The organism is Helicobacter pylori NQ4053 (assembly GCF_000274605.1).
Taxonomy (GTDB): domain Bacteria; phylum Campylobacterota; class Campylobacteria; order Campylobacterales; family Helicobacteraceae; genus Helicobacter; species Helicobacter pylori_CV.
The window spans coordinates 55,927-78,787 of the sequence record NZ_AKNV01000006.1; the positions used below are offsets into that span (position 1 = coordinate 55,927).

General features: G+C 38.8%; 22 protein-coding genes and 3 tRNA genes. 16 read left to right on the forward strand and 9 right to left on the reverse strand.

Annotated elements, in window-relative coordinates:
- Positions 1-672, reverse strand: a complete 672-nt coding sequence (locus AYS37_RS05400) for a SoxW family protein (protein ID WP_000492230.1) — start codon at positions 670-672, stop codon at positions 1-3.
- Between the two features lie 73 nt (positions 673-745).
- Positions 746-1,753, reverse strand: a complete 1,008-nt coding sequence (gene hemH, locus AYS37_RS05405; protein WP_001049086.1) for a ferrochelatase — start codon at positions 1,751-1,753, stop codon at positions 746-748.
- A 55-nt stretch (positions 1,754-1,808) separates the two neighbouring features.
- Between hemH and AYS37_RS05410 the strand changes: the two genes are divergently transcribed.
- Together AYS37_RS05410 and AYS37_RS05415 are read left to right on the forward strand one after the other, a co-directional pair.
- Positions 1,809-2,240, forward strand: coding sequence for a hypothetical protein (locus tag AYS37_RS05410; protein ID WP_000892089.1), 432 nt, complete (start codon positions 1,809-1,811; stop codon positions 2,238-2,240).
- Positions 2,241-2,921: a 16S rRNA (uracil(1498)-N(3))-methyltransferase gene (locus tag AYS37_RS05415; RefSeq protein ID WP_001213175.1), complete on the forward strand. Its 681-nt coding sequence runs from the start codon at positions 2,241-2,243 to the stop codon at positions 2,919-2,921.
- 83 nt (positions 2,922-3,004) lie between these two features.
- On the opposite strand, the gene AYS37_RS05420 is transcribed toward AYS37_RS05415, so the two are convergent.
- Entirely contained in the window at positions 3,005-5,128 is a 2,124-nt protein-coding gene (locus AYS37_RS05420; protein WP_000916394.1) for an outer membrane beta-barrel protein, read from the reverse strand.
- A 159-nt stretch (positions 5,129-5,287) separates the two neighbouring features.
- Positions 5,288-5,854 carry a dCTP deaminase gene (gene dcd, locus AYS37_RS05425; protein WP_000523106.1) on the reverse strand — a complete coding sequence of 189 codons (567 nt, stop codon included), beginning with the start codon at positions 5,852-5,854 and terminating at the stop codon, positions 5,288-5,290.
- 129 nt (positions 5,855-5,983) lie between these two features.
- Between dcd and accB the strand changes: the two genes are divergently transcribed.
- From accB to pseC, 6 genes are all read left to right on the forward strand, one after another.
- On the forward strand, positions 5,984-6,466 hold the full coding sequence (accB, locus tag AYS37_RS05430; protein ID WP_001053767.1) for an acetyl-CoA carboxylase biotin carboxyl carrier protein: 483 nt from the start codon (positions 5,984-5,986) through the stop codon (positions 6,464-6,466).
- A gap of 14 nt (positions 6,467-6,480) precedes the next feature.
- Complete coding sequence (locus AYS37_RS05435; protein ID WP_001874689.1) at positions 6,481-7,848, forward strand: acetyl-CoA carboxylase biotin carboxylase subunit; 1,368 nt, start codon at positions 6,481-6,483, stop codon at positions 7,846-7,848.
- Between the two features lie 92 nt (positions 7,849-7,940).
- Positions 7,941-8,903 (forward strand): type II restriction endonuclease, encoded by a 963-nt coding sequence (locus tag AYS37_RS05440; RefSeq protein WP_001193848.1) that lies wholly within the window; start codon positions 7,941-7,943, stop codon positions 8,901-8,903.
- On the forward strand, positions 8,903-9,451 hold the full coding sequence (locus AYS37_RS05445) for a hypothetical protein (protein ID WP_000362790.1): 549 nt from the start codon (positions 8,903-8,905) through the stop codon (positions 9,449-9,451). The genes AYS37_RS05440 and AYS37_RS05445 overlap by 1 nt, the downstream gene beginning before the upstream one ends.
- A 92-nt stretch (positions 9,452-9,543) precedes the next feature.
- A complete protein-coding gene (locus AYS37_RS05450; RefSeq protein WP_000036581.1) occupies positions 9,544-10,143 on the forward strand; it encodes a hypothetical protein in 600 nt (199 codons plus the stop codon).
- Positions 10,140-11,267, forward strand: a complete 1,128-nt coding sequence (gene pseC / locus AYS37_RS05455; protein ID WP_001874690.1) for a UDP-4-amino-4,6-dideoxy-N-acetyl-beta-L-altrosamine transaminase — start codon at positions 10,140-10,142, stop codon at positions 11,265-11,267. Before AYS37_RS05450 ends, pseC begins: the two co-directional genes overlap by 4 nt.
- A gap of 36 nt (positions 11,268-11,303) precedes the next feature.
- Here the strand turns inward: pseC and AYS37_RS05460 are convergent.
- Positions 11,304-11,388, reverse strand: a tRNA-Leu gene (locus tag AYS37_RS05460).
- Positions 11,389-11,586: 198 nt separating this feature from the next.
- Between AYS37_RS05460 and AYS37_RS05465 the strand changes: the two genes are divergently transcribed.
- From AYS37_RS05465 to truA, 4 genes are read left to right on the forward strand one after another with little or no spacing between them, the layout of a single operon-like run.
- Complete coding sequence (locus AYS37_RS05465) at positions 11,587-12,612, forward strand: ribonucleotide-diphosphate reductase subunit beta (RefSeq protein WP_000453975.1); 1,026 nt, start codon at positions 11,587-11,589, stop codon at positions 12,610-12,612.
- A gap of 9 nt (positions 12,613-12,621) precedes the next feature.
- A complete protein-coding gene (pcm, locus tag AYS37_RS05470; RefSeq protein WP_001084546.1) occupies positions 12,622-13,251 on the forward strand; it encodes a protein-L-isoaspartate O-methyltransferase in 630 nt (209 codons plus the stop codon).
- 10 nt (positions 13,252-13,261) lie between these two features.
- Complete coding sequence (locus AYS37_RS05475) at positions 13,262-14,299, forward strand: LptF/LptG family permease (RefSeq protein WP_000589935.1); 1,038 nt, start codon at positions 13,262-13,264, stop codon at positions 14,297-14,299.
- On the forward strand, positions 14,300-15,028 hold the full coding sequence (gene truA / locus AYS37_RS05480) for a tRNA pseudouridine(38-40) synthase TruA (protein ID WP_001203318.1): 729 nt from the start codon (positions 14,300-14,302) through the stop codon (positions 15,026-15,028). It begins immediately after the preceding gene.
- Here the strand turns inward: truA and galE are convergent.
- Complete coding sequence (gene galE, locus AYS37_RS05485; protein ID WP_001186107.1) at positions 15,022-16,056, reverse strand: UDP-glucose 4-epimerase GalE; 1,035 nt, start codon at positions 16,054-16,056, stop codon at positions 15,022-15,024. The two genes, truA and galE, sit on opposite strands and share 7 nt — an antisense overlap.
- Positions 16,057-16,172: 116 nt before the next feature.
- Here galE and AYS37_RS05490 point away from each other — a divergent pair.
- The 4 genes from AYS37_RS05490 (at position 16,173) to AYS37_RS05505 (ending at position 19,202) form a co-directional block, all read left to right on the forward strand.
- Positions 16,173-16,249 (forward strand) — tRNA-Ile (locus AYS37_RS05490).
- Between the two features lie 16 nt (positions 16,250-16,265).
- A tRNA-Ala gene (locus AYS37_RS05495) sits at positions 16,266-16,341 on the forward strand.
- A gap of 551 nt (positions 16,342-16,892) precedes the next feature.
- Positions 16,893-18,428, forward strand: coding sequence for a hypothetical protein (locus tag AYS37_RS05500; protein WP_000714296.1), 1,536 nt, complete (start codon positions 16,893-16,895; stop codon positions 18,426-18,428).
- 21 nt (positions 18,429-18,449) lie between these two features.
- A complete protein-coding gene (locus tag AYS37_RS05505) occupies positions 18,450-19,202 on the forward strand; it encodes an SDR family oxidoreductase (RefSeq protein WP_000940258.1) in 753 nt (250 codons plus the stop codon).
- Positions 19,203-19,401: 199 nt separating this feature from the next.
- Here the strand turns inward: AYS37_RS05505 and hcpC are convergent, their stop codons facing one another.
- From hcpC to edd, 3 genes are all read right to left on the reverse strand, one after another.
- Positions 19,402-20,274 (reverse strand): Sel1-like repeat protein HcpC, encoded by an 873-nt coding sequence (hcpC, locus tag AYS37_RS05510; protein ID WP_000892771.1) that lies wholly within the window; start codon positions 20,272-20,274, stop codon positions 19,402-19,404.
- Positions 20,275-20,343: 69 nt separating this feature from the next.
- Positions 20,344-20,970 carry a bifunctional 4-hydroxy-2-oxoglutarate aldolase/2-dehydro-3-deoxy-phosphogluconate aldolase gene (locus AYS37_RS05515; protein ID WP_001152795.1) on the reverse strand — a complete coding sequence of 209 codons (627 nt, stop codon included), beginning with the start codon at positions 20,968-20,970 and terminating at the stop codon, positions 20,344-20,346.
- A gap of 18 nt (positions 20,971-20,988) precedes the next feature.
- Positions 20,989-22,815 (reverse strand): phosphogluconate dehydratase, encoded by a 1,827-nt coding sequence (gene edd, locus AYS37_RS05520; protein WP_001124075.1) that lies wholly within the window; start codon positions 22,813-22,815, stop codon positions 20,989-20,991.
- Positions 22,816-22,861 lie beyond the last annotated feature (46 nt).

Below are 22,861 nucleotides of genomic sequence, written 5' to 3' on the forward strand. Positions count from 1 at the left end.
CTAACTGGATTTGTTTTTAGAAAGGTTGGTTTTATACTTGATGTAAGCCTTTAATTTTTTAGTGAGATCCTCATCGTTTTTCGTGTCTTGATACTTCCCATCGCCGATAAATTCTAACACCGCTAAAAATTGCGTAGAGGGCATATAGCCGGGCAATTCATAGATGGTTTTGCCGGTTTTATCGGATAAAACAATCGTAGGGGTGGATTGGACGGCATAAATTTGCGCTAATTCTTCTGTAGACATTTTGATTTCTTTTTCATCATTTTTATCCTTATCGCCGACTTTAAAATCATGCTCTTTAGAATAGCTGATATTGACATAGTAAGCGCTAAAATGCTCTTTAATATAGTCGTGCAATTCTTTGACATTTTTGAGATCTTTTTTAAACCTTTCGCAATAGGAGCAACCATTACGCCCAAAAACTAAAAGCATGTATTTGTCATTGGGGCTAATAGACTTATTGTCTAAAAAAACATCTTCTAAACCGGCGTAACTCTTTTTGTCTATATTGTCTCGCTCATCGTTCAATTCTTTGGAGCTTTGAGAGCCAGAGCTTAAAAGATTTTCATCTAACTTTTCTTTATTGTTGGATTTGCAAGCGCTTAAAAACAGCGAAATCAATAGCAACACGCTTAAAAATTTCTTAGAAACATAAGAAAGTGAAAACATGGAATAACCTTTATTGTTTAATAGATTTGGAAACTTGGTATTTTACTATAATAATCGCTTTTTTATGCAGATTTCACTCACTTTTAAGGTTTTTCACTAATTCAATGATAAATTTTGCGAACTCTATGGAATCGTTTAAGCATGGGCAAACTAAATATTCTTTAACCGCCAAGCGCTCTGCCATTAAGCGGTATTGCATGTCTAGTTCATAAAGCGTTTCAGAATTATCAATCGTGAAAGCCAAAGGGTAGATAATGATATGAGACTTGCGGTGCTTTTCTATCAACTCTTCAGTGCTTGGCTCTAGCCATTTCATAGGCCCTAGTTTGGATTGATAAGAGAGTAAAACCTCTTTAAAAGGAATATTTTTTTGTTGCATCAACTCTTTTAGTAAGCTCACATGGTGTTCGCATTCTTGCTGGTAAGTATCGCCGGCATCAACAATGCTTTTAGGTAAGCCATGGACGGAAAAGATTAAGACAAAATCCTGGCTTTTGCGGTTGTTTAGGGTGCTTGAAATCGTGTTTAAAATGATTTCATTAAGCTTTTTGTCAGCATAAAAGCGCTCTATCACTCGCACTTTGGGGCGGAAAGTTTCTAAGGATTTTAGGGCGTTAAAAGCGTCATTGAAACTAGAAAGGGTGGTGGTGCTAGAATATTGCGGATACATGGAAAAAAACACCAAGCTTTCTACCTCTTTTAAGGCTAAATCTTGTAAGACCATAGACGCATAAGGGGGGGTATAACGCATCGCATAAGTGTAAAAGCGAGAAGGATCCAATTCGTTCAAGCGCTCTGTAAGGGCGAATGTGATAGGCGTTAAAGGGGATTTGCCTCCTAATTTTTCATAGATTTTTTTGGATTTTTCTATGCGGCTATTGACGATCATTTTACCCACCATTTTACGCATGAAATTATTTTTAATGGTAAGGATAAAGGGGTCATCAAACATGTTTTTTAAAAACACCCCCACTTCATAAAGGCTGTTAGGCCCTCCCATATTCAAAAGAACGACTGCTTCTTTAGGGGATTTTGTGGCGTTATTTTCTAAATTATTAAGCTTTTCATTGATTAAATTCATTAGTGCATGCTAAAATAAAACGATTAATAAAAAATAAATCGTTAGAAAGAAGTTAATGTTAGAGATGAGTTTGCAAGCATTAAATACACAAGATTCTTCTGTGATGGCTCAATCCTTGCTTATCCATGCCTTTTTTGCCGCCTTGCTTGCCCTAGCCTTTATGATCAATCTTTACACCCTTTTTAAAGAAAAGAATTTCATCCAATTGAACAAAAAAATCTATCTTGTCATGCCAGCGATTTACATTCTTTTAAGCATCGCTCTTTTGAGCGGGATTTTTATTTGGGCGATGCAGCAATTTGAATTTTCTTTTAGCGCTGTTATCATGCTTTTAGGGCTGTTGTTGATGCTTATAGCAGAAATCAAACGCCATAAAAGCGTGAAATTCGCTATCACTAAAAAAGAAAGGATGGAAGCGTATATTAAAAAGGCTAAAATCCTGTATTTTTTAGAAACGATTCTTATTGTTGTGTTAATGGGCCTTTGAATGCGTTTTGTCTACCACCCTTTAGCCAAAGAGCCTGTTTTAAAAATAGAAGGCGAGAGTTACACGCATTTATACCGATCAAGGCGTATCAAAAGCGCGAGTCGTTTGGATTTAAGGAATTTAAAAGACGGCTTTTTATACACCTATGAGCATGCAGAAATCGCTAAAAAACACGCCCTTTTAAGGCTAGTGGGCGCGCGATTATTAGAGGTTATGGCCAGTAAAAAAACGCATTTGATCTTAAGCGTGATTGAAATCAAAAGCGTTGAAAAAATCCTACCCTTTTTAAACCAGTTAGGCGTGAGCAAGTTGAGTTTGTTCTATGCGGATTTTAGCCAGCGTAATGAAAAAATAGATAGCGCCAAATTAGAGCGCTTCCAAAAGATTCTGATTAATTCTTGCGAGCAATGCGGCCGCAGTGCTTTAATGGAATTGGAAGTGTTTTTAAACACTAAAGAGGTATTAAACGCCTACCCTAAGGCGAGCGTTTTGGATTTTAACGGCGAAATCTTACCCGCAAGCGCGGATTTTGAAAAGGGCGTTATCATAGGGCCTGAAGGGGGCTTTAGCGAACCAGAAAGAGAATATTTTAAAGAGCGTGAAATTTATCGCATCCCGTTAGATATGGTGCTAAAATCCGAGAGTGCGTGCGTGTTTGTGGCGAGTATCGCGCAAATTTAGGGGGTATCGCAAAAGTTTTAAAAACAAATTCTAAAAACTTAACTTTTTGCTAAAAAGCTTCAAGTAAAGCAAAGTTTTAAAATTTAAAATACCCACCCGTAATTAAAAAACACTTTAAAATGACTGCCCCCTTCATTAAGGGTGATAGAATTGGTATAAGCGCCATCTCTAGAAACGACCCTAGATTTCAACTGGACTAAAGGAACGCTGATGCCTATAGAATATTTGGAATGCTTGTAGCGGTAATTCAACCCACCGGTCACATTTAAATTACCGCTCCCTTTGTATTGATTCAACAAATAATAGCTGTTGTATAAGCCCCTTAACCCCCCAAACACCCCAAGAGAGGAAGTGAAAACTTTCTTGGTTAGATTGTTTTTAGGGTTCTTTTCGTTGGTGTAATTGGTGATGAAATCAAACAACACGTCCATTCCCACGCCATAGCTTAATTGCTGGATTTTTTCGTTATTGGCTTGAGCGTAGTTGTATTTGATGATGCCATAAGAAGACAACCCTAAGTAATCATTAAAGTATTTTTGATAGCCCATTTTAAGATTAACGCCTAATAGGGGGGCTCCAAAGGGCCGTGAGGTTTTTGAAGTGCGATAGGTAGTGGTGCTAGATTTAGAAGATGAAAGGCTTTGACTGATCGCGCTAAGCATAGTGGTCGCAAAATCTTGCGTGTTCAAACTGGCGTTTAAATAGTTGGTTTGGCTGCTCAAATTAGTGTAATCCACCGGTAGAGCGTTTTGATCAATGAGTTGCTGCCAAACCGCACTGGTAACGCCTATAAGCCCGGCGGGGACTTGAGAGCAATCAGTATAAATGGAATTGGGGTAATTGCTAGGGAAAGCGGGCTGATTTTTGCCGCCAAAACGAGAGCACACATCATAGGTGTAACCATCCTGATCTTTTACTTCTTTTCCGTTTGTAAATTTTAGTTCTTCTTTCCCATTGACTAACTCTTCTTTTCCACCCTCACATTCTTGTATAGCTCCGCCGTTTTCTTGGCACAAACGCACCCTTTGATAAGTCATGTTCCCATTATGGGTATAACCTTTAGTGTGGCTAAATTCATGGATAATGTCTCTTAATTCCACAATATCAACTTTGTTCAAAGTTTTACCAAACAATTTTTCAGGATTTAATGCAGAAGCTTCTATCCCCAGATTACCATCATTATCATCAAGTTCATACCCTAGCCCTACAAACCCTGATTTTAGGATATTCACTTCAAGATTGATCGTTCTTCTAAACGCATCTATAACGGATTGTGGGGTTAGCACGTATTTTTCATAGATGGGAGCGACACGCCCGTTATTGAAAGGATTCACGCACTTAGGAAAGTCAGATCCGCATTCTGATGGGCTGTTAGAAAATTGGAAAGGAGCGTTTAAAACGGCTTCTTCCCACGATTTAGAGTCAAACACCGCAATCATATCCAACATTAAATTGGTCAATTCTTCTGCGGTTTGTGGGGTGAAATCTGACACACAATCATGGCAATTACCTTTAAAATTGTTAGTATCGGCGTTTTCATAACTCATCGTTACATTGGTTGTGATCTTGCTGAGCTTTTCAAACAAACTCTGCGTGTTAGCATCAGAAAATTGTGTGGCAGTGGCTTGAAGTTGTTGGTAATTAAAGCTATCAGCTTGTTCAAATTCTGAATCATTAAACAAGCTTGCAGGCAGAATGATTTGAGAATCCTTAGGGATAGTCTCTATCACGCCTAAATTGACCACCTTGCCTTGAGCGTCTTTAAAACTCAGTTCAACATTGTTTAAATTGTAAGGCAGAAAGTTTTGTATGGTTACGCTCCCATTAACCATATTCGCATACACAGGGCTTTGAGAATAAAAAGTTAAGCCATTTTCTATATTGTCCGTGGTGAATAAAGCCGTTGCGTTTTTTAAAATGGTGCTTTGGGGTATGTAGTATTTTCCGTAAGCACTTTGTGGGGTGGCTGTATCGCTTTTGTTTTGTTCTTTAGTTTGTGGGTGGGTTAGGGGGTTTTCATAGATTTTTTGGGTGTTTTGGGTGTTTTGGGTTATTGTTTGTTCTTTAGTTTGCGTTCCTTCTAATAACCCGGTTTCAAACCCGGCTTCTATAAAAAAGCCGTCTTTTTGGTTTTTTTGAAAGGCTTCTAAAGGGTTGAATAAGCCGATTAAGGACAAACAAATCGTTCTGCTAACGAGTTTTAGCATGGTAATTTCCTAAATGGTTTAGCGTTTTGCTCTCAAAGAGTGTGTAACTCAATCAAACTGAATTTTCGTATTATAATATATTTTTGAGAAATTGCGGTATTGTTTGTATTTAAAAATAAACAACGCTCACAAGGATAAGTGCTTTTATCTTTCTTCAAATCACTTTAAAATTTTAGGCAAAGTGATACCCACTTGCCCTTGATACTTACCGCCTCTGTCTTTATAGCTTTGCTCGCACATTTCATCGCCTTGTAAAAACACCACTTGCGCGATCCCCTCATTGGCATAGACTTTAGCCGGTAAATTGGTGGTGTTAGAAATTTCAATCGTGATATAGCCTTCAAATTCCGGCTCAAAAGGCGTAACATTCACAATGATCCCACACCTAGCGTAAGTGCTTTTGCCTAAACAAATCGCTAAGGTGTCTTTAGGCATTTTAAAATACTCTATCGTATGGGCTAGGGCGAACGCGTTAGCGGGCAAGATAAAATACCCTTCTTTACTCGCATCAATTTTAGTCGCGTTGTTAGGGTCAAAGTTTTTAGGGTCAATTAAAGCGTTTTTGTTATCAAAGAGCATGAACTCACTCCCCACTCTAATATCATACCCGTAACTGCTCAAACCATAGCTGATCACATTCTTACCGACTTGCTTTTCGCAAAAAGGGCTAATCATGCCATGCTCTAAACTCATTTTTTTAATCCAAGAATCCGCTTTTAATCCCATACGCACAAAGCCTTTAAAGTTTGTTAATAATTATGTTATTATAACAATAATTTTTTGCTAAAAACGCTTATGGTTAGTAAGATGATGTGTTTGTGGCATATTTTAAAATAATATAAGGAATAGATCGTTATGAACCTTTCTGAAATTGAAGAGTTGATCAAAGAATTTAAAGCTTCTGATTTAGGGCATTTGAAATTAAAGCATGAGCATTTTGAATTGGTTTTGGATAAAGAATCCGCTTATGCGAAAAAAAATGCGCTAAATCCCGCTCATTCTCAAGCCTCCATCCAAGCCCCCATCATGGTAGAAGCGAGCATGCCAAGCGCTCAAACCCCTGTGCCTATGGTATGCACCCCTATTGTGGATAAAAAAGAAGATTTCGTGCTTTCGCCTATGGTAGGCACTTTTTATCATGCGCCCTCCCCTGGGGCTGAGCCTTATGTCAAAGCCGGCGATACGCTTAAAAAAGGGCAAATCGTGGGCATTGTAGAAGCGATGAAAATCATGAATGAAATTGAAGTGGAATACCCTTGCAAGGTGGTTTCTGTTGAAGTGGGAGACGCTCAACCGGTAGAATACGGCACGAAACTCATCAAAGTTGAAAAGCTTTAAAATCCATGAACAAAGTGAATAAAGAAAATAAAAAGGTAGAAAAAAAAGAGCTTTCACGCATTTTGATCGCTAATAGAGGCGAGATCGCTTTAAGAGCGATCCAAACCATTCAAGAAATGGGTAAAGAATCCATAGCGATTTATTCGATCGCTGATAAGGACGCCCACTACCTCAATACGGCTAACGCAAAAGTGTGTATAGGTGGGGCCAAATCCAGCGAGAGTTATTTGAATATCCCTGCGATCATTAGTGCAGCAGAATTGTTTGAAGCGGATGCGATTTTCCCCGGGTATGGGTTTTTGAGTGAAAATCAGAATTTTGTAGAGATTTGCTCGCACCATTCTTTAGAATTTATTGGTCCGAGCGCAAAAGTCATGGCTTTAATGAGCGACAAATCCAAAGCCAAAAGCGTGATGAAAGAAGCCGGCATGCCTGTGATTGAGGGCAGTGAAGGGTTGCTTAAAAGCTATCAAGAAGCTGAAGAAATCGCTGATAAAATCGGCTACCCTGTCATCATTAAAGCGGCCGCTGGTGGGGGCGGAAGGGGGATGCGTGTCGTAGAAGATAAATCCAAGCTTAAAAACCTTTATTTAGCCGCCGAAACGGAAGCTTTGAGCGCGTTTGGCGATGGGAGCGTGTATTTAGAAAAATTCATCAACAAACCTAAGCACATTGAAGTCCAGATTTTAGCCGATAAGCATGGTAATGTCATTCATGTGGGCGAAAGGGATTGCTCGGTGCAAAGACGCCAGCAAAAGCTCATTGAAGAAACCCCGGCGGTGGTTTTAGAAGAGGGTGTTCGTGAGCGTTTGTTAGAAACAGCGATCAAGGCTGCTAAATACATCGGCTATGTGGGGGCGGGGACTTTTGAATTTTTGCTTGATTCTAACATGAAAGATTTTTATTTCATGGAGATGAACACTCGTTTGCAAGTGGAGCATACCATTAGCGAAATGGTGAGCGGGTTAAATCTCATTGAGTGGATGATTAAAATCGCTCAAGGCGAAAAATTGCCCAAGCAAGAAAGCTTTTCTCTCAAAGGGCATGCGATAGAATGCCGAATCACGGCAGAAGATCCTAAAAAATTCTACCCAAGCCCGGGTAAAATCACTGAATGGATCGCCCCTGGTGGGGTGAATGTGCGCCTTGATTCGCATGCACATGCTCATTATGTCGTGCCTACGCACTATGATTCTATGATTGGCAAGCTCATTGTGTGGGGTGAAAACAGAGAAAGAGCGATCGCCAAGATGAAAAGGGCTTTAAGGGAATTTAAAGTAGAAGGCATTAAAACGACCATTCCTTTCCACCTTGAGATGCTTGAAAATGCGGATTTCAGGCAAGCAAAAATCCACACGAAATATTTAGAAGAAAATTTTTAAGTTTTAAGGATTTTTTTAAGCATAGTTTAAGGGTTTTAAGCGATCAGAAAAAGTCAGCATTAAGTTTTGTAGTTTTATAGTAAAGTTTTTTCATGCAAACCTTGTTTAAAGAAATTACCCCTAAACGCTATGTCAATGGCAATGAGATGAAAGAAAATTCTAGCAATGTTCTAGATCAGTATTTCACTAAGCCTAGTGTGGCTTTAAAATGCTTTCAAAAAGCTTGTGAAGTGATTAAAAAATACGAAAATCTAGATGACTTTATTTTTTTAGAACCAAGTGCAGGCGATGGGGTGTTTTATGACTTGTTCCCTAAAGATAGACGCATTGGCATAGACATTGAACCTAAAAGAGATGGTTTTATTCAATGCGATTTTTTAAATTATCAATTGCCCACGCATCAAAAAGTGATTTGCTTGGGCAACCCTCCTTTTGGGCATCGTGGGGTTATGGCGTTAGAATTTATCAACCATGCTAGAAATTGTGATTTTGTGTGTTTTATCTTACCCATGTTCTTTGAAAGCCAAGGAAAAGGCTCTATTAAGTATCGTGTGAAAGGTTTAAATCTGCTTTATAGCGAACGCTTAGAAAAAAATGCGTTTATAGACTTTAAAAATAAAGAAGTGGATGTGCATTGCGTGTTTCAAATTTGGAGCAAAAAGTATCAAAACAAAAAAAGTGAATTTTCTTGGTATAAGAATCGCCATAAAGAACCCTTTGGCGAGTATATCAAGGTTTTCACGGTTTCATTGGCTAAAAACAGAGAATGCGGTAAAGAGTGGATTTTTAATCAAAAAGCGTCTTTTTACATTTCATCAACTTTTTATAAAAGCACACAAATTGTAGAGAATTTTGAGGAAGTTAAGTATCAATCTGGTATTGCTGTGGTATTTACTAGCGCCAACAAGGTTTTAAACGCTAAATTAAAAAAACTATTCCAAGAAATTGATTGGACAAAATACGCAAGTTTAGCGACTAATTCTTGCTATCATTTAGGCAAAAGCCATATTTTTCAAGCCCTACATGATCATTTGGATAGCTTAAAGGATAATTGATGGACTTAGAACAAACTTTTTTAAAAATTATTGAAAAAAAACATAAAGAATTGAATTTAGGGCAAGATTACAACGCTATTTTTTCAAAAATTAGAGATTTTGAAGCCAACGCTATAGGGCAGATTGGTGAAGAGTTTTTAAAAAGCGTGCTTAACGCTATAGATGGAGTGATCAATGATGGCATTATTCATGATGAATACGATATTATGACAAAAAGCGGTGTGTCTTTTGAAGTTAAAACCGCACGAAAAGGCAGAACTAACAACACTTTTCAGTTCAATGGCATAAACCCACGATACAACTATGATTTTTTGATTTGCTTAGGAGTGTGCGAGGACAAATTGCTTTATAGAGTTTTTAAAAAAGATGAAATCAACTACATTCATAAAGAAAGAAAATACTTTATGAAACAAAATGAATTTAAAAAGCAATTGGTGCCAATGAATCCTGATAATCAAGTCAATTATAAACTCACTCTCAATATTAAAGAATTGAAAGAAATTACAAATCTCATCAAAGAGTTAGAAAGGGTTTTAGAGTTAGATTAATATTTTTAGATAGAATTAAGTGGATTAAAATGTTTTTAGGAATAGAGTTTGCTTATCTTGTCTTTAAGAAATAAAATGAAGTGGAGGATAGGATGTCTAAGATTTCAAACAATTATAACCCGCCTTTAACGATGAGGGATTACCATAGTCAAAAAGTTAGTCCGCACGCAAGAAAAGAAGAAAATAAGGAAATTCAAAATCTTTCAGAGAATGATGAAAAAATCAAATTAGCCAAACAAGCTAAGCAGGATAACCTAGCCATAGGGGATTTAGAAAGCCGTCTCAAAAGCTTAAAGGGCATGGATAAAGACGCTAAGGAATTGGTGGGGATTTCTAAAGCTTACGCTCATAATAATGAAAAAGATCGAAGCGATTTTGAGCATTTCAAAAGCCGTTTAGATAAAGCGATTGATTCTTTCAACCAAAAATCAGGCAATGATGGTTTGAAACTCCCTAGCAATATTGATATTGACGACACAAAGGCTTTGGAGAAATTTTCAAAATCATTAGAAAGTGAGAAAGAAAACATTCAAAACTCTTTGCACCAGTGGAAAAAACAGCTCGCTGAAACGAATCATTTGAACAAGGAATACAACACCTTAGATAAAACAAGATTGAACGCTCAAAAATTCCAAGATGTCCATGACACAAGCAAGATCACCCCATCTCGCTTGCAAGACTTGCTCGCTTGAAAGAGTTTGCTTATAGCGAGCCTTGTTTAGATGAAGAAGATAAAAAGGCTGTTTTAGAGGTTTTAAATTCCAAACAGCTCACGCAAGGCAAACGCTCTCTGTTATTTGAAGAAACTTTGTGCGAGTTTCTGGGCGTTAAGCATGCGTTAGTGTTTAACAGCGCGACTTCAGCCCTTTTAACGCTCTATAGGAATTTTAGCGAATTTAGTGCTGATTGTAATGAAATAATCACCACCCCTATAAGCTTTGTAGCGACAGCTAACATGCTTTTAGAAAGCGGTTACAAACCCGTATTTGCTGGAATTAAAAACGATGGCAATATAGATGAATTAGCCCTAGAAAAGCTCATTAACGAAAGAACCAAAGCCATAGTGAGCGTGGATTATGCCGGTAAAAGCGTGGAAGCAGGAAGCGTTCAAAAGCTTTGCAAAAAGTATTCTTTGAGTTTTCTTTCTGACAGCTCGCATGCTCTAGGGAGCGAGTATCAAAACAAAAAAGTAGGAGGCTTTGCGTTAGCGAGCGTGTTTAGTTTCCATGCCATTAAGCCCATCACTACGGCCGAAGGGGGAGCGGTCGTTACTAACGATAGCGAATTATATGAAAAAATGAAATTGTTTCGCTCTCATGGCATGCTCAAAAAAGATTTTTTTGAAGGCGAAGTCAAAAGCGTAGGGCATAACTTCCGTTTGAATGAAATCCAAAGCGCTTTGGGTTTGAGCCAGCTCAAAAAAGCCCCCTTTTTAATGCAAAAAAGAGAAGAGATCGCTCTAGTTTATGACAGGATTTTTAAAGATAACCCTTATTTCACCCCTTTACACCCCTTGTTAAAACACCAAAGCTCTAACCACCTTTACCCTATTTTAATGGATCAAAAATTTTTTACATTTAAAAGATCCATTTTAGAAAATTTGCACAAGCTTGGCATTTTAGCCCAAGTGCATTACAAACCTATTTATCAATACCAATTGTACCAACAGCTCTTCAATACAGCCCCATTAAAAAGTGCAGAGGATTTTTATAACGCTGAAATTTCCTTGCCTTGTCATGCGAATTTAAATTTAGAGAGCGTTCAAAACATCGCTCATAGCGTTTTAAAAACTTTTGAGAGTTTTAAAATAGAATAAGTTCCGTTTAGGGCTTCAAATCTTAATCACTAAGAATGGTGCGGAAGAAAGGAATCGAACCTTCATGCCTTGCGGCGCTAGATCCTAAGTCTAGTGCGTCTACCAATTTCGCCACTTCCGCACACCGCACGCCATCGCATGCATTAAGAAGTAGAAAATAAAGAAGCAGTATTTTAGCTTTTTAATCCTTTAAAAATACTGAAAAATTGAAGTTTTTTAAAATTTGGAGTTTTTTTGGCTTTTAGGGGGTTTTAAATTCTTTTAAGGTATTCTAACGAGACTATATCATTAGATAGTTTTAAGGAAATTAAGGAACAAAATGGAAGTTTCACGCAAGAAAATTTACAACCCCGATTCTACAGAAAGTGTGAATGAAAGAAAGATTTTTGGGGGTAATCCTACAAGCATGTTTGATTTGAATAAAATCAAGTATCAATGGGCGGATCATTTGTGGAAAACGATGCTCGCTAACACTTGGTTTGCTGAAGAAGTGAGCATGAACGATGACAAAAGGGATTATTTGAAATTGAGCGCAGAAGAAAAGATCGGCTATGACAGAGCTTTAGCGCAACTCATTTTTATGGATAGCTTGCAAACCAATAATTTAATTGATAATATCAATCCCTTCATCACCAGCCCCGAAATCAATTTGTGTTTGGTGCGTCAAGCTTATGAGGAAGCCTTACACAGCCATGCGTATGCGGTGATGGTAGAAAGCATTAGCGCGAATACTGAAGAAATTTATGACATGTGGCGTAACGATATGCAATTAAAAAGCAAGAACGATTATATCGCGCAAGTGTATATGGAATTAGCCAAAAACCCCACAGAAGAAAACATCCTCAAAGCGCTTTTTGCGAACCAGATTTTAGAGGGGATTTATTTTTATAGCGGGTTTAGCTATTTTTACACTTTGGCTAGGAGCGGTAAGATGCTAGGATCAGCGCAAATGATTCGTTTTATCCAAAGAGATGAAGTAACGCATTTGATTTTATTCCAAAATATGATCAACGCTTTAAGGAATGAAAGAGCGGATCTATTCACGCCAAAATTGATTAATGAAGTCATAGAAATGTTTAAAAAAGCGGTAGAAATTGAAGCTTTGTGGGGGGATTATATCACGCAAGGCAAGATTTTAGGGCTCACTTCAAGCTTGATTGAGCAATACATCCAGTTTTTAGCGGATAGCCGTTTGAGTAAGGTGGGTATCGCTAAAGTTTATGGCGTCCAACACCCCATTAAATGGGTAGAGAGCTTTTCAAGTTTCAATGAGCAACGCTCCAATTTCTTTGAGGCTAGGGTGAGTAATTACGCTAAAGGGAGCGTGAGTTTTGATGATTTTTAAGGGGCTTGTTTGAATAGTATCAAAAACCATTTGATGTGTGAAGAAATCCACAAGCGTTTCAATTTGCACCCCAAAGTGAGAGAGGCCATGGAGAGCATTGAAAGGGAAGTTTTTGTGCCAGCCCCTTTTAAACATTTTGCCTACACTTTGAACGCGCTTTCTATGCAAGCGCAACAATACATCTCTTCGCCCCTAACCGTGGCCAAAATGACGCAATATTTAGAAATTGATCATGTGGATAGCGTGCTAGAAATTGGCTGCGGGAGCGGCTATCAAGCGGCGGTGCTGTCTCAAATTTTCAGGCGCGTTTTTAGCGTTGAAAGGATTGAAAGCCTGTATTTAGAAGCGCGTTTGCGCCTTAAAAATCTCGGTTTAGACAACGTTCATGTTAAATTCGCTGATGGGAATAAGGGCTGGGATCAATACGCCCCCTATGATAGGATTTTATTCTCTGCTTGCGCTAAAAATATCTCTCAAGCACTTATTGATCAGCTTGAAGAAGGCGGGATATTAGTTGCGCCCATTCAAGAAAATAACGAGCAAGTCATCAAACGCTTTGTGAAGCAAAATAACGCTTTGCGCGTCCAAAAAGTGTTAGAAAAATGCTCGTTTGTGCCTGTTGTAGATGGGGTGCAATAAAGATTAAAGCATGATCAAACACTATCTTTTCATGGCGGTTTCGCAAGTCTTTTTCTCCTTCTTTTTAGTGCTGTTTTTTATCTCTTCTATCGTGCTATTAATCAGTATCGCAAGCGTAACGCTCGTGATTAAAGTGAGCTTTTTAGATCTGGTGCAACTCTTTTTGTATTCCTTACCAGGAACCATTTTTTTTATTTTGCCGATCACTTTTTTTGCGGCTTGCGCTTTAGGGCTTTCAAGGCTTAGCTATGACCATGAATTGTTAGTGTTTTTCTCTTTAGGGGTTTCGCCCAAAACAATGACTAAAGCGTTTGTGCCTTTAAGTCTGTTAGTGAGCGCGATTTTATTGGTGTTTTCGCTTATTTTAATCCCCACTTCTAAGAGCGCTTATTACGGGTTTTTGCGTCAAAAAAAAGACAAGATTGATATTAACATCAGAGCGGGTGAATTCGGGCAAAAATTAGGCGATTGGCTCGTGTATGTGGATAAGGCTGAGAACAATTCCTATGATAATTTAGTGCTTTTTTCTAATAAAAGCCTTTCTCAAGAAAGCTTCATTCTGGCCCAAAAAGGCAATATCAACAATCAAAACGGCGTGTTTGAATTGAATTTGTATAACGGGCATGCGTATTTCACTCAAGGCGATAAAATGCGTAAAGTTGATTTTGAAGAATTGCATTTGCGCAACAAGCTCAAGTCTTTCAATTCTAATGATGCGGCTTATTTGCAAGGCACGGATTATTTAGGTTATTGGAAAAAAGCCTTTGGTAAAAACGCTAATAAAAATCAAAAACGCCGTTTTTCTCAAGCGATCTTAGTTTCCTTATTCCCTTTAGCGAGCATGTTTTTAATCCCTTTATTTGGCATCGCCAACCCACGATTCAAAACGAATTGGAGTTATTTTTATGTCCTTGGAGCGGTTGGGGTTTATTTTTTAATGGTGCATGTGATTTCTACGGATTTGTTTTTGATGACCTTTTTCTTCCCCTTTATTTGGGCGTTTGCCTCTTATTTGTTGTTTAGAAAGTTCATTTTAAAGCGTTATTAAATGCGTTGCTTTAAGGCCACTATCGCTTATGATGGGGCGTATTTTTTAGGCTATGCCAAACAGCCCAACAAACTCGGTGTGCAAGACAAAATAGAAAGCGCTTTAAACGCGTTAGGGATTAAAAGCGTTGTGGTTGCGGCTGGGCGCACGGATAAAGGCGTGCATGCGAACAACCAAGTGCTGTCTTTTCACGCTCCAAAACACTGGAGCGCTAATAAATTATTTTATTATCTAGCCCCCAAACTCGCTCCGCATATTGTCTTAAAAAAGCTAGAAGAAAAAAACTTCCATGCGCGTTTTGACGCTCAAAAAAGAGCGTATCGTTACCTTTTGACGAAGAATTTAAAAACGCCTTTTTTAGCACCTTATATCGCTTGCGGGGATTATGGATCATTAGATTTATTAAGTACCGCTTTAAAGCAATTCACGGGCAAGCATGATTTTTCCATGTTTAAGAAAGAAGGTGGGGCTACAACCAACCCTAATCGCATCATCTTTAACGCTTTGGCTTATAAAACCTTTATCATGGGGCATGAGTGCGTGGTGTTTAAAATCATTGGCGATGCGTTTTTACGCTCCAGCGTGCGTTTGATCATTCAAGCATGCGTTCAATATTCACTAGAAAAAATCACGATCGCTGAAATTCAAGCGCAAATCCATAACATTAAAGCCACTATAAGAACGCCCATAATGGCTAATGGCTTGTATTTGCACAGGGTGTATTATTGAAATTTCAAAAGGTGTTCTTCCCAATCTAGAGCGCTTTTGATAATGGTGTCTAGGTTGTTATAAAGGGGTTTGAAGGTGGTGTTTTGTAAGATTTTAGCGTTATTGGCAATAAGGCTTGCTGGATCGCCCTGTCGTTTGTCTAAAATTTCCACTAAAAAATCGTTGTTTGAGATTTCTTTAACCTTTTTTATCACTTCTTTCACGCTATGGCCTTGATTGTAGCCGACATTATAGATCTCGCTCTTATTTTTTTCTAAAAGGGTTTGATAGCTCGCTAAATGCGCGTTAGCCAAATCATCTACATGGATATAATCCCTAATGCAAGTGCCGTCTCTTGTGGGGTAGTTAGTGCCAAAAATCCCCATTTTTTTCCTTTTCCCCACCGCGCATTCGCATGCAATTTTGATCAAATGCGTGGCGTTAAGCGTGCGCTGCCCTAGCGTGTAAGGCGTGGTATAATCATTATGCATGCATGCCCCAGCCACATTGAAATAGCGCAAAATAACGCATTTAAAATCCGCTATTTTAGAAGTGTCCAACAAAATCCTTTCGCTCATCATTTTAGACGCTCCATAAGGATTAATGGGTTTTAAGGGGCTTTCTTCGTTCAAGCTTGAACTAGATTCGCCATAAACCACGGCCGTAGAAGAAAAAATAAAACGCTTGATTGCATGTTTTAAACAAAGTTTGACAAGCTCTAAAGTGTTGAGCGTGTTGTTGGTGTAGTATTCTAAAGGCAAGCGCGTGGATTCTTCTACTGAGATTTTAGCCCCAAAATGCAAAATAGCTTCAATAGAGTCTTTTAGCTGTTGCTTATTCAAAAAGGCGTCTAATTTGTGCGTTTCATTCAAATTCGCTTGAATAAAAGTAACCCTATTAGGGTAGTAACGCTCTAACACTTTGATATGCTCTAAAAAACCGGTGCTTAAGTCATCTACAATAATGATATTTTCTTTGGTTTTTTCTAAAAACGCCCTTGCGGTATGCGAGCCTATATACCCGCACGCCCCTGTGAATAATAATGCCATAAAAACCCCTTTTGAAATGAAAAAATAACGAGTATTATAACATCTTAATCCCCATTTATCATTTAAGGATTTTTTAAGAAAGTTTAACCTATAATTTCATCTTTATTGGCTTTAAAGGGCTTATAGCTCAGGTGGTTAGAGCACACCCCTGATAAGGGTGAGGTCGGAGGTTCAACTCCTCCTAAGCCCACCATTCTTTTACAATCTTTGGGGAATTAGCTCAGCTGGGAGAGCGCCTGCTTTGCACGCAGGAGGTCAGCGGTTCGATCCCGCTATTCTCCACCATTGTTTTCTCCTTAAATTTTTTCTTTTTATCAGTCGTGTCTTGGTTGAGAAATCTTAAACGATTGGATCGTCTTTGTTTAACGCCGCAAGTCTTTTAACTCAAAGCTCCTTGATAAAAGATTGAGTTGGATTGAGATTTTTTGTTTGCTTTGTTCTTTATATTGCAATTGCACAAAATCTCTTTTGCTTTATAACTTTTCGCTTTCTAGCTTGGTGGCTTTATTGGCTTAAATTTTTAGGGCTTTTGGTGTAACATTTCTCATTAGCATAAGGGTGATCCCAAAGTATAGACTAGCACCCTTAAAATCTATAAAATTCCTATCGCTATAAAAATTTTTACTCCTACTATCTAAATTACTGCTAATCTTTACGCCGTTATTGAGTTTTTCAATGATTGTAAGCGTGTTGTTACTAAATTGTGGGTTTTGAGCGCTTAATTCTTTCTTTATCAGCTCAATTTAAGCCTTTCGTTAGAGCGTGGAAAAAATGTTAGAAACCCTCACAAAACAAGCTAATATATTCCATTCAATTTATTTCAAGGACAAACAAACATGAAAAAATTTCTTTATACCCTACTCGTGCTTCTTTTAATCGGCCTTTTAACAACCTATCTTATCCTTTTTACAGAATGGGGGAATAAAATCATCGCTTCGTATATAGAGAAAAAAATCAACCCGAACGAACGCTACTTGAGCATTAAAACCTTTAAATTGAGATTCAACTCTTTGGATTTTAAAGCTCAAGCTAACGATGATTCCACGCTCATTCTTAAGGGGGATTTTTCACTTTTAAAGCAAAGCGTAAATTTGAATTACCATATAGATATTAAAAATTTACGCTCTTTTAAAGAATGGATACCCTACCCCTTAAGGGGGACCATTGTTACTTATGGGAACATTAAAGGGCATAGAAAAGCCCTTGTGATTCAAGGCGTCTCTAATGTGGCTCAATCCCACACTGCCTACAACGCCCTTTTAGATAATTTCAAGCTTTCTCACTTAAATTTGAACGCACAAGACGCTAATTTAGAAGATTTGCTTTATTTACTCAACCGCCCCGCTTATGCGAACGCAAAAGTGTCCTTACAAGCGGATTTTAACTCTCTAAAGCCTTTAGAAGGGCATTTGATTCTAACAGCCAATAACGCTTTAATCAATAACGCCCTAATCAATCAAATGTTTCATTTAAACCTTAAAGACACGCTTATCTTCAGCCTCTCGCACTCAAGCGATTTTAAAGAAAACAAAGCCATCAGCGATACCACCCTAACCAGCCCTTTAGTTAATTTTACAGCCCTAAAAAGCGAATATCTTTTCTCTGTTTTAAAACTCAACGCCCCCTACACTTTAGAAATCCCCAACCTAGCCAAACTCTATAACATTACCAACCACCCCTTAAAAGGGAGCTTGACTTTAAATGGCAATATAGAGCAAAGCCCCAAACTTTTAAAAGTCAGCGGCCATTCAAATTTACTAGACGGCGCGCTGGATTTCACGCTTTTAAATAAAGATTTGAAAGCCCGTTTTTCCAATATTTCCACTTTAAAAGCCTTAGATTTATTCAACTACCCTAAATTTTTCCAATCCATTGCAGACGCTAACTTGGATTATGATTTTATCGCTAAGCAAGGTGCATTGAAAGCCCGCCTAAAAAACGCAAGATTCCTCAAAAATGCATTCAGCGATTTCCTCTACTCCATTTCTCAATTTGATATTACTAAAGAAATCTATAACGATGCCAATCTAGTAAGCCAAATCAACCAGCAACGCCTGCTCTCTGATTTGAGTTTAAAAAGCCCCAAAACCCAATTGAAAATCCATAACGGCTTGTTGGATTTAAACACCAAGCAAATGGACATGCTCATGGATGCGGAAATCTTAAAATTCATTTTTAAAATGAAACTTCAAGGCAGCATGCACCAGCCAAAATTTTCCCTCATTTTAGATGAAAAAGCCATTCAGCAAAACTTGCAACAAGGCTTGAAAGAAATCTTGAAAAACGACACCCTTAAAAAAGGTTTAGATCATTTGCTTAAAGATGATAAGCTCAAGGAAAAGCTTGAAAAAGGGCTTAAGGGGCTTTTTTAAACCTGATTTTAAAGGATAGAAATGGCGCACATTTTAGTTAGCGGGGCGACTTCAGGGTTTGGGTTAGAAATCGCTAAAGCGTTTTTACAAAAAAGCCATGTGGTTTTTGGCACAGGGAGGCGAAAAGAGAATTTGCAAAAATTACAGCTCGCTTATCCCAAGCATTTCATTCCCCTGTGTTTTGATCTTCAAAACAAGCTTGAAACTAAGCGGGCGATAGAGACTATTTTTTCCATGACGGATCGCATTGACGCTTTAATCAATAACGCCGGCTTAGCGCTAGGCTTGAACAAGGCTTATGAATGCGAGTTAGACGACTGGGAAATCATGATAGACACGAATATCAAGGGGTTGTTGTATCTCACTCGTTTGATCTTGCCCTCTATGATAGAGCATGACCAAGGGACTATCATCAATCTTGGCTCTATCGCTGGCACTTACCCCTATCCTGGTGGGAATGTCTATGGAGCGAGCAAGGCGTTTGTGAAACAATTTTCTTTAAATTTGCGAGCGGATTTGGCTGGCACTAACATTAGAGTGAGTAATGTTGAACCCGGTTTGTGTGGCGAAACCGAATTCAGCATGGTGCGCTTTAAAGGCGATAAAATCAAAGCCCAATCTGTCTATGAAAACACCCTTTACCTTAAGCCACAAGATATTGCTAACATCGTGCTATGGATTTACGAACAACCCTCGCATGTCAATATCAACCGCATAGAAATCATGCCCACAAGCCAAACTTTCGCTCCCCTACCCACCCATAAAAACCCTTAAGGGGTTTAAAGAATTTAAGGGGTTTAAAGAATAAATTTAAACTTTAACAACTCTTTAAGTTTCAAAAAAAGGGGATTTTGGTTGTTTAAACTCATCATCTTAAGGGGATAGGAAGTATTTTGAAATCATTCTCCCCTAAAATCCCCCCTAACCCAAGAAGACCGCTTTTTTAAAGCCGTTTGATCAAGCCTTATTCAAACTAAACTTTGATTTTAAGCTGCTTGAGAATATCGCATGCCCCTTTAGCGCCTAATTTACAGCCTTTTTTAAAGTTTTCTATGGCTTGCTTTTCATTCCTTGTTACGCCTTCGCCATTGTATTGCATAGCCCCTAAATTGAAACACCCTCCGCCATTTTCCAACTCGCATGCCTTAGAATAACGAGCGAGAGCCTCTTTAAAATTCTTCGCCGCGCCTTCGCCATGATGATACATGTTCCCTGCGTTAAAGCACCCTGGGCTGTCTTTTAAGTCGCAAGCTTTATCATACGAAGCGAGTGCTTTTTTCAAGTCTTTAGGCGTGCCTCTGCCTGCATCATACAAGCTCCCTAATATCGTGCAACCATCGCCATCGTTCAAATCGCAAGCTTTAGCGAAATATTCCACCGCTTTTTTAAAATCCCTAGTTACCACTTTACCATCATGATAGATCCCCCCTAAGCTCGCGCACCCTTCAGCGTATTTCAAATCGCACGCTTTAGAGTAGTATTGTAAGGCTTTGTTGGTGTTTTGGGACACGCCTTGCCCGCTGTAATATAAATTCCCTAGCAAATGACACCCATTGCTATAATTCAAATCGCAAGCCTTAGCGTAAAATTGAGCGGCTTTTTTCAAATTTTTTTCCACCCCTTGCCCTTGATAATAAAGCACCCCTAAATTAAAACACCCGCTATTTTCTTTCAGATCGCACGCTTTTTCAAAATATTTCTTCGCTTGAGTGAAATCTTGCTCTTTGTAGCTCTTTGCACCCAAACCCACAAGCTCTTTAGGGTCTTGCTCTGCCATTAGCCCCCCTAAACACAACGCACCCAAACACAAAACCCTAAAAAGGGATTTTTTGACATTTTCTAACATGATGTATCTCCTTATTAAAAATTTTATTATAGTGTTATTAAGCAAATACAAAACGCCATGATCTCTTTGTTATCTTAAAGCTAACGCCCTCTTACAAATTTCTGTGATTTTATCCCACTCTTTGTTTTGAATTAAATCTTTAGGGGTAAGCCAGCTCCCCCCCACGCACACAACATTTTCCAAAGCCAAATAAGAACGCATGTTATCCACGCTAATCCCCCCAGTGGGGCAAAATTTCACCCCTTTAAAAGGGCCATTAAAAGCGTTTAAAAGTTTAACGCCCCCGCAATACTCTGCCGGGAAAAATTTCAAAGCGTGATAACCCAATTCTAAGGCTTGCATGACTTCACTACTGCTAGAAACCCCAGGTATTAAAGGCATGCCTTTTTTCTTTGCGTGTTCTAAAAGCTTTATCGTAAGGCCCGGGCTAATCAAAAACTCTGCCCCCCTATTTTGCGCTTGCTCTAATTGAGTGAGATTGAGTATCGTGCCAGCTCCCACGCGCATTTTTGGTACATTCTTAGCGATAAGCTCTATGGCTTCTAAAGCGCAACTGGAGCGCAAAGTTACTTCTATGATTGGAATACCCCCCTCTATCAGGCTTTGCGCTAAAGGCACAGCGTCGTTTAAATCCTCAATCACCACCACAGGGACAATGGGGCTGATTTGTAAAACTTCTATTATTTTATCTTGCATTTTATCTCCTTTATATTTTTATACCTTTATGCCAAAACTCATGCCACCCTCTTCAGCCGTATTAACATTCAATCTCAAGCTTGTAAATAATTCCCTACCCAGCCCAAAAGTAGGCTTTTCTAAATTTTCCAAGGTTTCTAAAAACAAAGGGTTGATGCCTCTATTTTCAAAATCCTTTTCAAGCACATTCAAAGCGTTATTAGGAGCGTCTAATTCTATCCAATCGCCATCTTTAATCTTAATGATCGCCCCGTTTAACGCTCCCTCAGGGCTTAAATGGATCGCGCTAGGCACTTTCCCGCTCGCCCCGCTCATGCGTCCATCCGTAACCAGCGCAACCTTATAGCCCATATCCTGCAAAGCCCCTAAATTCGTGGTGAGTTTGTGCAATTCTGGCATGCCGTTAGACTTAGGCCCTTGGAAAGGCAAGACCGCCACAAAGTCCCTTTCTAATTCTTTATTTTTAAAGCGTTCTAAAAATTCGCTTTGGGTTTTAAAAACAATCGCTCTGGCCTTGACTTTCCTGTGCTCATCTTTAATGGCTGAAATTTTAATCACGGCCCGCCCCAAATTACCCTTCAAAATTTTAAGCCCCCCATTAGCGGCGAAAGGCTCACTCACAGGGCGTAAAATATCCGTATTCAGGCTATGATTGATGGCGTCTTTATACACCAATTGGTCGTTTTCTAAAAAGGGGGTTTTGGTGTAATTTTGCATGCCTTTTTGCGTTTCTGTATCCATGATGGTATGAGTGTCTTCAAATAAAAGCCCCTCTTTTAACAATTCCTTGATCACAAACGCTAATCCCCCACACGCTTCAAAAGCGTTCACATCCGCTGATCCGTTAGGATAGACTTTAGCTAAAAGGGGTATGAGATTAGAGACTGCGTCAAAATCGTCCCAATTGAGGATCACCCCACACGATCTAGCGATAGCGATCAAATGCAAAGTGTGGTTAGTAGAACCTCCGGTTGCCATTAAGCCTATGAGAGCGTTAAGAATGCTTTTTTCATCAATGAGTTTGGCTAAAGGCAGAACCTTCCCGCTCGCTAATCTTTTGGCGCTCTCTTCTACTAAAACCTTCCGTAAGGGGTTGTTAGGGTTGATAAAACTAGAATTAGCCACATGCAACCCCATAAACTCCATCATCATTTGATTAGAATTAGCCGTGCCATAAAAAGTGCAAGTACCCACATCATGATAGCTTTGCATTTCCACTTTTAAAAGCTCTTCTCTGTTGATTTTTCCCATTGCAAAATCTTGGCGCGCTTTGGCTTTTTTATAATTTTCTATTCCGCTCACCATAGGCCCGCTTGGCACAAACACGCTCGCTAAATTCCCAAAACTTAACGCTCCTATAAGCAAGCCTGGCACGATTTTATCGCACACGCCTAAAAAAAACGCCCCGTCAAAAACATTATGGCTTAACCCTACGGCGGTGCTTAAGGCAATCACATCTCTACTGAATAAGCTCAATTCCATGCCATCATAACCTTGCGTGATACCATCACACATCGCTGGCACCCCACTAGCGACGCTCGCATAGGCGTTATGCTCTTGCAATTCTTTTTTAATCCAGTCAGGGTAATTTTTAAAAGGTTGGTGGGCTGAAAGCATATCGTTATAAGCGGTGATGATCGCAAAATGCTTTCTTTTATGCGAACCTAAAGGCATCTTTAAATGCTCTGGCATGCTCGCTGTAACATGCGCAATATTCGCGCAACCCAAACTCTCAATCTTGGGCTGGTTTTTAGGGTTAAAGATATTTTCCAAATAAAGCTCTCTGGTTTTTTTGCTACGCTCTGTAATTTTTTCTTTGATTTGTTCTAAAGAATGCTTAGGCATGAACACCCCTTCAATTAAGATTTAATATATAATAATAACTTAAAAA